At 36.1% G+C, this 13,532-nt stretch carries 9 protein-coding genes; 5 read left to right on the top strand and 4 right to left on the bottom strand.

From position 1 onward, the window contains the following. The first annotated feature begins 15 nt into the window (after positions 1-15). The 4 genes from istB (at position 16) to Q1W72_RS06320 (ending at position 8,139) form a co-directional block, all read left to right on the top strand. Entirely contained in the window at positions 16-753 is a 738-nt protein-coding gene (istB, locus tag Q1W72_RS06335; RefSeq protein WP_113667236.1) for an IS21-like element helper ATPase IstB, read from the top strand. Between the two features lie 202 nt (positions 754-955). After that, positions 956-5,275: a gliding motility-associated C-terminal domain-containing protein gene (locus Q1W72_RS06330; RefSeq protein WP_302137670.1), complete on the top strand. Its 4,320-nt coding sequence runs from the start codon at positions 956-958 to the stop codon at positions 5,273-5,275. 61 nt (positions 5,276-5,336) lie between these two features. Continuing rightward, positions 5,337-6,254: a type IX secretion system membrane protein PorP/SprF gene (locus tag Q1W72_RS06325; RefSeq protein WP_099713546.1), complete on the top strand. Its 918-nt coding sequence runs from the start codon at positions 5,337-5,339 to the stop codon at positions 6,252-6,254. A gap of 19 nt (positions 6,255-6,273) precedes the next feature. Beyond that, positions 6,274-8,139, top strand: a complete 1,866-nt coding sequence (locus tag Q1W72_RS06320; protein ID WP_099713545.1) for an OmpA family protein — start codon at positions 6,274-6,276, stop codon at positions 8,137-8,139. 77 nt (positions 8,140-8,216) lie between these two features. On the opposite strand, the gene Q1W72_RS06315 is transcribed toward Q1W72_RS06320, so the two are convergent. Beyond that, a complete protein-coding gene (locus tag Q1W72_RS06315) occupies positions 8,217-8,798 on the bottom strand; it encodes a tRNA-(ms[2]io[6]A)-hydroxylase (RefSeq protein ID WP_099713544.1) in 582 nt (193 codons plus the stop codon). 110 nt (positions 8,799-8,908) lie between these two features. Here Q1W72_RS06315 and Q1W72_RS06310 point away from each other — a divergent pair, with 110 nt between their 5' ends. Beyond that, positions 8,909-10,150: a glycosyltransferase gene (locus Q1W72_RS06310; RefSeq protein ID WP_302137669.1), complete on the top strand. Its 1,242-nt coding sequence runs from the start codon at positions 8,909-8,911 to the stop codon at positions 10,148-10,150. 56 nt (positions 10,151-10,206) lie between these two features. Here the strand turns inward: Q1W72_RS06310 and Q1W72_RS06305 are convergent, their stop codons facing one another. The 3 genes from Q1W72_RS06305 to cdd all read right to left on the bottom strand — a co-directional run bounded on the left by Q1W72_RS06305 (position 10,207) and on the right by cdd (position 13,494). Beyond that, on the bottom strand, positions 10,207-11,862 hold the full coding sequence (locus Q1W72_RS06305) for a pyruvate dehydrogenase complex dihydrolipoamide acetyltransferase (protein WP_302137667.1): 1,656 nt from the start codon (positions 11,860-11,862) through the stop codon (positions 10,207-10,209). A gap of 7 nt (positions 11,863-11,869) precedes the next feature. Then, positions 11,870-12,868, bottom strand: coding sequence for a pyruvate dehydrogenase (acetyl-transferring) E1 component subunit alpha (gene pdhA, locus Q1W72_RS06300; RefSeq protein ID WP_099713541.1), 999 nt, complete (start codon positions 12,866-12,868; stop codon positions 11,870-11,872). A 143-nt stretch (positions 12,869-13,011) separates the two neighbouring features. Beyond that, positions 13,012-13,494, bottom strand: coding sequence for a cytidine deaminase (cdd, locus tag Q1W72_RS06295; RefSeq protein ID WP_302137665.1), 483 nt, complete (start codon positions 13,492-13,494; stop codon positions 13,012-13,014). Between the last annotated feature and the right edge of the window lie 38 nt (positions 13,495-13,532).

The following is a 13,532-nucleotide window of genomic DNA, read 5'->3' as shown; positions in this document are numbered from 1 at the left end:
TAAAACACAGTAATCATGAATGAATCCACAGTAACAAAAATGAAACAAATGAAGCTTTACGGCATGCACAATGCTTTTAAAACAGCCATTGAAAGCGGAAAAACAGACCATTACACGCTCGATCAGTTTGTATCGATGCTTATTGATGCCGAATGGGATGAAAGGCACAATCGGCGTATTGCCCGCAGTATCACCAACGCCCGATTCCATTACAAATCAAATATTGAAAGTATCAATTTTGACCAAACCCGTAATCTGGATCGAAATACCATACTGCGTCTGGCAGAATGTGAATTTGTCGAAAAAAATGAAAACATTTTAATAACGGGAAGCACTGGTGTAGGCAAAAGTTATTTAGGCACAGCATTAGGTTATCAAGCCTGTATCCAAGGTTTTAAAGTAAGTTATTTTAATACTTCGAAGCTGTTTGCTAAATTAAAAATGGCCAAAGCAGATGGTTCTTACCTGAGAGAATTGGCCAAAATAGAACGGCAAGATGTTATTATATTAGACGATTTTGGACTCCAAGCTTTGGATAGCAGTAACCGAATTACCCTTTTAGAGATCATTGAAGACAGGCATAATAACGGTTCTATCATTGTAACCTCACAAATCCCAGTGCAAGGCTGGTATGACATCATTGGAGAAAAAACCATAGCTGATGCAATTTTGGATAGGCTGATACATCAATCTCATCGACTCGAATTACATGGAGAATCTATGAGAAAAAAAAGAGGGATAAACAAAGGATAATATTTAAGTATATTTGAACACTAATTAACAGATGAAAAAGAGTAGTTTTTAATGAAAAATGGGGTGGTCATTTTGCCCCGGAATTGGGTGGTCATTTTGAATTGGAATCAGGTGCTCACTTTAAATTGGAATTGGGTGGTCAATATCACTGGAATTTGCAATTGGTTATACAACAGGAGATATTAAGTTTTTTGCTTTGACAATGAATGACAAAGAAGATGGTAGTCAGTCGGTTACTAATTCATTTTTGAGTCCGGAAAGAACTAGTAATTTAGATTATGGGATTGCTGCCATAGATTATAATCTTAAAGATCCAAATCCTGTAGTTGTTGCTTCAGCTGCATTAACACCTTGTTATTCAGAGGCAAATATTACGATGAATTTTGTTTCAATCCCTACAACGGCCAGCATTACACAACCAACATGTGCTTTGCAAACCGGAACTATTGTAATTGCAACACAACCAGGGGTTGAATATAGTATAAATGGTACTGTTTATCAGGATTCTAATACATTTTCGGGATTAGTACCTGGGAATTATACCTTATATGTTAGAAATAAATTAGATAATTCTTGTGTGCTTTCATCAGCTACTCCTGCAGTTGTTAATGCAATTCCAACTCCTCCAGTGGTTCCAACAACGGCAAACGTTATTCAACCTACATGTGCTACGCCATCTGGAAGTTTAGTTATAACAACGCAAACTGGAGTAGAGTATAGTTTGGATGGTACGACCTACCAATCTTCAAATACTTTTACGGGATTAGTTCCAGGAGGTTATACATTATATGTTAGAAATATAGCCGATAATACGTGTACCGCTTCATCTGGATCAGTATCAACAATTAATGCAGTTCCAACTCCACCAGCAGTTCCAACAACGATGAGTGTTACTCAACCAACGTGTGGAACACCATCTGGAAGTATCGTTATAACGGCACAAGCAGGAGTAGAATATAGTTTGGATGGGATAACCTATCAAGCTTCAAATACTTTCAATGGACTAGCTCCGGGGTCTTATACTTTGTATGTTAGAAATACAGCGGATACTACTTGCGTAGTTTCATCAGCGTCACCAACAGTAATTGATGTAGTTCCAACTCCTCCTGTAGTTCCAACTACAGTAAGTGTTACACAACCAACGTGTGGAACACCATCTGGAAGTATCGTAATAACGACACAAGCAGGAGTAATGTATAGTTTGGACGGCACAACGTATCAAGCTTCAAATACTTTCAATGGATTAGCTTCTGGTAATTATACTTTGTATGTTAGGAATACAGCTGATAATACCTGTGTGACTCCATCTGGGGCAGCAATAACAATTAATACAGTTCCTATTCCTCCTGTAGTTCCAACAACAGCGAGCGTTGTTCAGCCTACTTGTGGAACACCAACAGGAAGCATTACCATAACAACACAATCTGGGGTAGAGTATAGTTTGGATGGTGTAACATATCAAGCTTCGAATGTTTTCTCAGGATTAGCTCCAAGTACTACTTATACTCTTTATGTTAGAAATACAGCAGACAATACTTGTGTAACTTCTTCCGGGTCAGTAACAACAATTAATGCAATTCCAAACCCTCCAGCAGTTCCTACATCGGCTAGCGTTACTCAGCCAACATGTGGTACACCATCTGGAAGTATTACTATAACAGCACAATCTGGGGTAGCGTATAGTTTAGATGGTATAACCTATCAAGCTTCAAATGTTTTCAGCGGATTAGCTCCGGGTAATTACACTTTGTATGTTAGAAATATAGCGGACAATACTTGCGTAACTTCGTCTGGGTCATCAACAACAATTAATGCAATTCCAACTCCACCTGTAGTTCCAACTACAGCAAGTGTTACTCAACCTACGTGTGGTACTCCATCAGGAAGTATTAGCATAACAACACAAACAGGAGTAATGTATAGTTTGGACGGCACAATGTATCAAGCTTCAAATGATTTCAGCGGATTAGCTCCGGGTAATTATACTTTGTATGTTAGAAATACAGCTGATAATACCTGTGTGACTCCATCTGTGTCTTCAATAACCATTAATGCGATTCCAATTCCTCCACTAGTTCCAACAACAGCAAGTGTTGTTCAACCTACTTGTGGAACACCAACAGGAAGTATTACCATAACAACACAAACTGGAGTAGAGTACAGTTTGAATGGTACAACGTATCAGGCTTCTAATGTTTTCTCAGGATTAGCTCCAAGTACTACTTATACATTATACGTTAGAAATACAGCGGACAATACTTGTATAACTTCTTCCGGGTCAGTAACAACAATTAATGCAATTCCAAACCCTCCAGCAGTTCCTACATCGGCAAGCGTTACTCAGCCAACATGTGGTACGCCATCGGGAAGTATTACCATAACAGCACAATCTGGGGTAGCGTATAGTTTAGATGGTATAACCTACCAAGCTTCAAATACTTTCACAGGATTAGCTCCGGGTAATTACACTTTGTATGTTAGAAATACTGCTGATACTACTTGTGTAACTTCATCGTCTTCAGCAACAACAATTAATGCAATTCCAATTCCTCCAGTAGTTCCAACTACGGCAAGTGTTACTCAACCAACGTGTGGAACACCATCAGGAAGCATTACCATAACTACACAAACAGGTGTAGAATATAGTTTGAATGGTACAACGTATCAAGCTTCAAATGCTTTTAGCGGATTGGCTCCGGGTGCTTATATTTTGTATGTTAGAAATATTGCTGACAATACTTGTATAACTCCATCTGGATCTCCAATAACGATTAATGCAATTCCAACTCCTCCAGTAGTTCCAACAACAGTAAGTTTAGTTCAGCCTACCTGTGGTATACCATCAGGAAGTATTACAATAACAACACAAACTGGAGTAGAATACAGTTTGAATGGTACAACATATCAAGCTTCAAATACGTTCACAGGATTAGTTCCTGGAACTTATACATTATATGTTAGAAATACAGCCGATAACACTTGTGTAACTTCATCTGGATCTGTAACAACAATTAATGCAATTCCAACTCCACCAGTAGTTCCAACAACGGCAAGTGTAACTCAACCTACGTGTGGAATGCCATTAGGAAGCATTACCATAACAGCACAAACAGGGGTAGAATATAGTTTGAATGGTACAACGTATCAAGCTTCAAATCTCTTCACAGGATTGGCTCCAGGAACTACTTATACTTTGTATGTAAGAAATCTTTCTGATACTACTTGTGTCACTTCTTCGGCATCAACAACAACAATTAATCCTATACAAGTAGTGCTAGTGCCAACAGCAGTTAGCGTGGTACAACCAACATGTGCTGTGCAATCAGGAACTATTGTAATAACTACACAACCTGGAGTTGCGTATAGTTTAAATGGTTTAACGTATCAGGCTTCAAATACATTTGCAGGATTGGCTCCGGGTAATTATACCTTGTATGTAAGAAACACAGCTGATATTAGCTGTTTAAATACATCAACATCTGCGGTAACGATTAATGCAATTCCAACTCCTCCCGTAGTTCCAACAACTTCTAGCGTTGTTCAGCCAACATGTTCCGTTACATCTGGGACTATTGTAATAGCAGCTCAATCTGGAGTCGAATATAGTTTGAATGGAACAACCTATCAAGCTTCAAATACATTTACAGGATTAGCTCCAAATAATTATATATTATATGTTAGAAATATTGCGGACAATACATGTTCAGTTCAAAGTCTGACAAGTGTAACTATTAATCCACTTCCTTTATTACCGTCAACTCCAACTTTGGTTCAAGTTGTACAACCAACATGTTTAGTACCATCAGGAAGCATTACAATTAGTACTCAAGCAAACGTTCAGTACAGTTTAGGTAATGGTTATCAAAACAGCAATGTGTTTAATAATTTGGCGCCAGGGAAATATACAATGAGTGTGCGATTTACAAATAGTATTGCCTGTATAACTATAGGTGCTGAAATAACTATAAACGCGATTCCTCCACAAATTCAATTTGAAACAATAGGTGATTGCGAAAATAAAGAATATGTTATAACAGCAAATCCACTATTAGGCTCATATGATCCAAACAATGTGTCTTACCAATGGAAGGATAATACTGGAGCTCCTATCGGAACTAATTCAAATGTGTTAAACGTAACTGATGTGATAGCATCAACTCCAAGCGGACAAGTAGTGTTCCCTGTAACATATACCCTTACTGTAACTTCTACGAATACGGGTTGTGAAACATCAAATAATGTAGTTATAGAGTCTGTTTATTGTAATATCCAAAAAGGAATTTCCCCTGATGGGAACGGTTCAAATGACTTCTTTGATTTAAGATTGATGGATGTTAAAAAACTGGAAATATTTAATAGATATGGTATCAAGGTTTACAATCAGACCAATTATACAGACCAATGGAAAGGTCAGTCAAACAAAGGAGAAGATCTTCCAAGTGCTACCTATTATTATGTGATAGAATTTAATAGTGGAGAACCAAAAACAGGTTGGATTTATTTAATCAGAGAAAAACAGTAATTAATATATTTATTTGTCTGTAAATTTTTAAATAGACCAATAAACCGAAAAATAAATAGATATGAACAAAAAAATATTGATGTCTCTTTTAATTCTTATTGCCTATATGGATGTAAAAGCGCAACAAGACCCACATTATACTCAGTACATGTATAATATGAATGTTATTAATCCAGCCTATGCAGGTTCTAATGAGAGTATTTCTTTTGGTCTTTTATATAGAAAACAATGGGTAAACATTGAAGATTCACCAGCTTCATTTACTTTCGCAGGTCATACTCCAGCGGGAAAGAATGTAGGTGTTGGTCTATCATTTATATCAGATAAGATTGGACCGGTAACAGAGCAAAATGTATTTGGAGACTTCTCTTATACTTTGAAATTAGGAGACACACAAAGATTGGCATTTGGTTTAAAAGCTGGAGTCTCTTTTCACAAAGTAGGGCTCAGGGATATTCAATCCAGTTTGCCAGACCCTAATGAAGGTATTTTTGGAGAAGATATCAACGATACATCATTTAATTTAGGATCAGGGTTGTTTTATTACACAGACAAATATTACGTATCTTTTTCGATTCCAAATATGATTAAATCAGCGCACTTAGATTATAATGGACGTGAATATGGTTCAGATGTGTCTCACTATTTTTTAACCGCAGGTTATGTTTTTGATCTTAATTATGAATTGAAATTCAAGCCTTCGTTAATGTTAAAATCGGCGTTTAATGTATCTCCGTCTTTAGATGTTTCCGCCAATTTTTTATATCAAGAAAAATTTGAGATTGGAGCAACTTATAGATTGGAAGACAGTTTTGGCGGAATGGTCAATTTTGCTATCACACCTGAATTAAGAATTGGGTATGCTTACGATCATATTATTTCAGATTTGAAAGTAACTTCTCCATCATCACATGAATTCATATTGTTATATGATTTATTTGAATCGAAAAAAGTTTCACGTTCTCCTAGATTTTTCTAAAATTTAATTTTTATAATTAATGAAAAAAAATACACTTTTACTGTTTTTTGTGCTGGCAGGTTTCTCACTTTGCGCACAAAATAAAGAGACTAAAAATGCAGATAAATTATTTGAAAGCTACGATTATGTTGAAGCTGTTGAAGGATATCTAGCTTTAGTTGAAAAAGGAAATACAGATGCTTATGTGACTAAACAACTTGGTGATAGTTATTATTATATGCACAATACCGTAGAATCCGAAAAATGGTACGCCAAAGCTGTACAAACAAAACAAGATGCAGAAACGTATTATAGATACGCTCAAATGTTGAAATCTAACGGTAAATACGCGGAGTCTAATGCTCAAATGAAAACATTTTCAGCTTTAGTACCAGACGATCAGAGAGCTAAACAATTCAATAAGAATCCAAATTACCTTTCGGAGCTATTGAATAAAGAAAAACTTTTTGTTGTAGATAAAATTTCAGTTAATTCTCAAAGATCAGATTTTGGAGCAAGTCTTTATGGAGATATACTCTATTTTGCAAGTGCCAGAAATGAAAGCAATAAAATATACGGTTGGAATAACGAACCTTATTTAGACATTTATCAGTCTACTTATAATGCTGATGGAAGCTATTCAGAGCCAATTCCTGTAGATGAATTAAACAGTAGGTTTCATGAAGGTCCTGTTACAATGACCAAAGACGGTAATGTTGTTTATTTTTCAAGCGAAAGTTTCAAAGATAAATTATTCGAGAAAGATAAAACACACAAGCTGAAATTTGGTCAAGTGAATCTTTACAAAGCTGTTAAAGAAAACGGTAAATGGGGATCTATTACTCCACTGCCATTCAATAGTAAAAGTTATTCTATGGGGAATCCATCTATAGATGCAGATGGGAAGGTTCTTTATTTTGCTTCTAATATGTCTGGTTCTGTAGGAGGAACTGATATTTGGAAAGTAACAGTGAATAATGATGGAACATATGGCGTGCCAGAAAATCTAGGGAATAAAATTAATACAGCTGGTGACGAGAATTTTCCTTTTGTAACAGAGGATGCTATTTTATATTTTTCTTCAAACGGCTTGACTGGTTTTGGAAGCTTAGATGTTTTTTCTGTTGATTTAAATAAAGATGAGGAACCATATAACATTGGAAAACCTGTAAATACGGAGAAAGATGATTTTGCTTTTACATTTAATAAAGAAAAAAATATTGGTTATTTATCCAGTAATCGTAGTGGTGTAGACCATATCTATAGTTCTATTCCAGTATGTAAAGGGCAGATTCTTAGTGTGGTAAAAAATGCCAAAACTGGAGAGTTATTAGCTAATTCTAAAGTTGTTATTTTAGATGCGACTAACACAGTTTTAGATACTCAAATGTCTAATATGAATGGAGAAGTTCTTTATGACGTAGAATGTCAGAAGCCATATACTATAGAAGTTTTTAAAGATGGTTATGTTTCAAAATCTTTTCCTGTAGCTAAAATTAGTGAAGGGAAAGTTACCGTTGATGCAGTAATTGATCCAATTGAAGTTATAATTACTGAAACCGAAATTATTTTAAATCCTATTTATTTCGAATACAACAAAAGCAATATAACTAAGAATGGTGCTGCAGAACTTGATAAATTGGTTTATGTAATGTCTCAAAATGATAAACTGAAAATTTATGTTAAGGCACATACTGATTCTAGAGGTACTGATGAATTTAACTTAGATCTTTCTGAGAGAAGAGCAAATGCTACTGTAGCATACATTATTTCAAAAGGAATTAGTGGTGATAAAATAACTGGAAAAGGTTTTGGCGAATCAGAATTTAAAGTGGATTGTCAGGAAAATTGTACCGAAGAAGAACATGCCTTAAACAGACGTTCTGAGTTCATGATTGTGAAATAAGCTTCTTATAATAGTAAATATTAAAAAACAGGATGCCGTAGAGCATCCTGTTTTTTGTTTAATATAATATTTTTTAATTAACCGTGAATCGTTTCTTGTTTACCATAATTCGTGATAATCGAAGTTTCAAATTCAATCCATTCCTTCCAGCGTTTGTCTACATCAATGTTGTCAGCATATTTTCGAGCGAAACCCAAGAAAGTGGTATAGTGTCCCGCTTCGGAAATCATGAGGTCTCTGTAAAAAGTGGCTAATTCGACATCTTTTATGTTTTCTGATAAAACTTTAAACCGCTCACAACTTCTGGCTTCAATCATAGCTGAAAATAACAATCGATCACAAAGAGCATCTTTTCGGCTGCCATCTTTTTTCATAAATTTAAAAAGTTCATTTACATAATGATCTTTCCTTTCTCTGCCTAAAGTCAGTCCTTTGCTTTTGATTAAATTATGAACTAATTGCAAGTGATCTAATTCTTCTTTTGCAATAATCAGCATCTCGGTTACTAATTCTTCCAATTCGGAGTTATAAGTAACCAGACTTATCGCATTTGATGCTGCCTTTTGTTCACACCAAGCATGATCCGTCAAGATTTCTTCTATATTCGATTCGACTATATTTACCCAACGAGGGTCTGTGGCTAATTTTAATCCTAACATGATACTGAAATTTATTTAGAACAAAATTAGTGTTTTCTAATCTATTTTTTGTCCAAATGACGGGATTGAACACAAAATAGCATTATTTTGCAATTGAAATTTATAATAATATGAATCAGGTTCAAAAGCTTTTAATTATTGGTTTTGTTTGGCCGGAGCCAAATTCGTCCGCAGCAGGAGGAAGGATGATGCAGCTGATTTCACTTTTTAAAGCACAAGGTTTTAGCATTACGTTTGCCAGTCCTGCGCAAAACAGTGATTTTATGGTTGATTTAGGCGAATATGAGGTGGATAAAAAATCAATCGAACTGAACAATTCCAGTTTTGATATTTTTGTAAAAGAACTGAATCCAGCTGTAGTTTTGTTTGATCGTTTTATGATGGAGGAGCAATTTGGTTGGCGTGTAGCTGAAAATTGCCCTGATGCGTTGCGAATATTAGATACTGAAGATTTACATTGTTTGCGATTGGCTCGCCAGAAAGCGTTTAAGGAAAATCGTTCTTTTAGTACAACTGATTTATTTGTAGAAGAGGTTGCGAAACGCGAAATTGCAAGTATTTTACGTTGTGATTTGTCTTTGATGATTTCCGAGTTTGAAATGGAATTATTAGAATCTACATTCAAAATAGATAAAGCATTATTGTATTATTTGCCTTTTCTATTGGAACCAATCTTGAGTTCTGAAATAGAGGAACTGCCTTCTTTTGAAAATCGAAAAGACTTTATTTTTATCGGAAATTTTCTTCATGAGCCCAATTGGAATGCCGTTCAGTATTTAAAAGAAACGATTTGGCCTTTAATAAAAAAGCAAGTGCCAGAAGCTGTTTTGAACGTTTATGGTGCTTATCCTTCACAAAAAGTAATACAATTGAATAATGTCAGAGATAGTTTTTTAATTATGGGACGAGCTAGCAACGCTCAAGACGTAGTTAAGGAAGCGCGAGTTGTTTTGGCTCCTTTGCGTTTTGGAGCCGGTATTAAAGGGAAGTTATTGGAAGCGATGCAATGCGGAACGCCAAGCGTAACGACTACTATTGGTTCTGAATCCATGCACGGGGATTTGCCTTGGAATGGCTTTATTAGGGATGATGTAGCTGATTTTGTCGATGGAGCAGTACAATTGTATCTAGACAAAACAGTTTGGGTTAAAGCCCAAAAAAACGGAATTGAGATTGTCAATCAACGATATTCTAAAGGTTTGTTCGAAACTGACTTTAGTACTAAAATAGAATTTTTACGATCTAATTTTGAGCAACATCGGTTGAGCAATTTTATGGGGGCAATGTTGCAACATCATACTTTAAAAAGTACCAAATATATGTCTCGATGGATTGAGGAGAAGAATAAATAAAAAATCCCGTCAAGTTTTAAAAACAAGACGGGATTTGTATTTTAAGAACCGAGTTATTACGCAAGCATCGTAACTGGGTTTTCTATAAATTGTTTCAATGTTTGTAAAAATTGAGCTCCAGTTGCACCATCAATTGTTCTGTGGTCGCAAGCTAAAGATAACATCATTGTGTTTCCTACAACAATCTGACCATTTTTCACAACCGGTTTTTCTACAATAGCTCCTACGGATAGGATAGCAGAATTAGGTTGATTGATGATAGAGTTGAATTCTGTAATACCAAACATTCCAAGATTAGAAACTGTAAAAGTACTTCCTTCCATTTCTGTAGGCAATAATTTTTTGTTTTTAGCTCTTCCTGCAAGATCTCTAACGCTTCCGCCAATTTGAGATAAACTCATAGCATCTGTAAAACGTAATACAGGAACTACTAATCCGTCTTCAACAGCTACAGCAACTCCAATATTCACGTGATGGTTGATGATGATAGCATCTTCTCTCCATTGAGAATTTATTTTTGGATGTTTTTTCAATGCTAATGCACACGCTTTTATTACCATATCGTTGAATGATACTTTTGTATCAGGAACGCTGTTAATGATAGCTCTTGATTTCATTGCTTCGTCCATAGTTACCTCAATTACTAAGTTGAAATGTGGCGCAGTGAATAAAGACTCTGCTAAACGTTTTGCAATGATTTTTCGCATTTGCGAATTTTTGATTTCTTCTGTGATAACTTCTCCTGCAGGTACAAATGGTTTTGCAGCAGCTACAGTTTCTGCTTTCGCTGGGGTAGCACTTGTCGGTGCTGGAGCGGCGCTAGTTTGTGGTGTGAAGTTTTCGATATCGCTTTTTACAATACGTCCGTTTTCACCAGAACCTTTTACTTGAGTCAATTGAATTCCTTTGTCACTTGCAATTTTCTTTGCCAATGGCGATGCTAAAATTCGTTGACCGTCAGTTGATGGTTCTTGAACGATTGGTGGTTCCGAAGCTTTTTCTGTTGAAGCAACTTCTTTTTCTTCTGCTACTGCAGGAGCTGCTTGTGGCGCTCCACCAGTTTTATAATTTTCAGCAATTCCGCTGATATCAGTTCCTGTAGGTCCAATGATTGCCAAAAGACTATCAACTGGTGCAGTATTTCCTTCTTCGATTCCTACGTATAATAAAGTTCCTTCATTGAAAGATTCGAATTCCATTGTTGCTTTGTCGGTTTCGATTTCAGCAAGAATGTCTCCTTCGCTTACTTTATCACCTACTTTTTTCAACCAAGTAGCTACTGTTCCTTCTGTCATGGTGTCGCTTAAACGCGGCATCGTGATAACTACAACTCCTTTTGGTAATGAAGCTGTTGCAGGTGCTGCAGCTTTTGTAACTTCAGGAGTAGTTGCTGTTTCTTCAGTAACTTTTGTTTCTTCTTTAGCTGGAGCTGCATCAGCTGGTTTTCCTGCTAGTAATGCCGAAATGTCCTCGCCTTCTTTTCCTATAATTGCTAATAATGAGTCAACCGGTGCAGTTTCACCTGCAGGGATTCCTATGTGTAAAAGTGTTCCTTCGTTGAAAGACTCAAATTCCATTGTTGCTTTGTCAGTTTCAATTTCTGCAAGGATATCACCTTCGCTTACTTTATCACCTACTTTTTTTAGCCAAGTCGCTACCGTTCCTTCCGTCATCGTATCGCTCAAACGAGGCATTGTAATTATTGTTGCCATAATTGATTTATAGTTTATGAGGTAAAAATGGATAGTTCTCTTGTTCGTATACTACATCGTATAGCTGTTCAATAGGAGGGTATTCAGATTCTTCGGCAAATGTTACACATTCTTCCACTAAATCTTTTACTCTTTGATCGATTGCTTCGATTTCTTCTTCTGTAGCATATTTTTGATCTTTAATCACATCTAAAACTTGAGTAATTGGATCAATTTTTTTGTACTCTTCTACTTCTTCTTTCGAACGGTATAATTGTGCATCCGACATAGAGTGACCTCTATAACGGTATGTTTTCATTTCTAAGAAAGTTGGTCCGTCTCCACGACGTGCTCTGTCAATTGCTTCAGTCATTGCTTCAGCAACTTTTACAGGGTTCATTCCGTCAACTGGTCCACAAGGCATTTCGTATCCTAAACCTAATTTCCAGATATCAGTATGATTGGCTGTTCTTTCTACAGAAGTTCCCATAGCGTAACCATTGTTTTCAACAATGAAAACTACTGGAAGTTTCCATAACATAGCCATGTTAAAAGCTTCGTGTAAAGATCCTTGACGTGCTGCACCATCACCAAAATAAGTCATAGTAACACCGCCAGTTTCAAAATATTTGTCTGCAAAAGCTAATCCTGCACCTACAGGAATTTGTCCTCCTACAATTCCGTGCCCACCATAAAAACGGTGCTCTTTTGAAAAGATGTGCATAGAACCACCCATACCTTTTGAAGTTCCGGTAACTTTTCCTAAAAGTTCTGCCATTACGCGTCTAGGATCAACTCCCATACCTATTGGCTGAACGTGATTTCTGTAAGCAGTAATCATTTTGTCTTTTGTCAAGTCCATTGCGTGCAATGCACCAGCTAATACGGCCTCTTGACCATTGTATAAATGTAGAAATCCTCTAACTTTTTGTTGGATGTATAATGCTGCAAGTTTGTCCTCAAACTTTCTCCAAAGCAGCATATCTTCATACCACTTTAAATATACTTCTTTTGTAACTTCTTTCATCTGAATTTTTCTTTTGCTAAAGTGTTATTGTATTATCAATTTGTACCTATAACGCAAAATAGTTTCCTCCCACAAATTTGCGAAATGCAAAAATAAGACATTCCAAGTAAGAACTAAAATTTAATAGGCAATTTTTGGAATTTTTACAAGAATTTTTTATCGAACATAAATGGAAGCAAGTTTTTCAGGGATTCTGATTTGTAAATTGCGCCAATTTCTCCCATAAAATAGATTTCGATAGGGGTCTCTTGTTTGATTTCGTATTCGGCGATAGATTGTCTGCAAGATCCGCAAGGAGGAATCGGAGCTGTAGTTTGATTCGAGTCAGAAGCAGCAGTGATTGCCATTTTTAAAATTTTGGCTTCCGGATACACTGCTCCGGCATAAAAAATAGCGACACGTTCCGCGCACAGTCCCGAAGGATAGGCTGCGTTTTCTTGGTTTGAACCTAATACAGTTTTACCGTTGTCTAAAAAAATTGCAACTCCAACTCTGAATTTTGAATAGGGAGCATAAGCATTTTTTCGGACTTCAACGGCTTGCGTCATTAATTCCTGAATGTCATTTGGTAAATCTTGAATGGAATCGAATACTTTGAATTGAGTGGTAATTGTTATTTCTTTCATACTTTTTTAAGGAAAAAAAATCCAAACTTCATGGTGTT

Origin of the sequence: Flavobacterium sp. ZE23DGlu08, from assembly GCF_030505335.1 — a bacterium.
GTDB lineage: Bacteria > Bacteroidota > Bacteroidia > Flavobacteriales > Flavobacteriaceae > Flavobacterium > Flavobacterium algoritolerans.
The sequence above is the reverse complement of the archived record's forward strand: the minus strand, read 5'-3'. Positions and strand labels throughout refer to the sequence as shown.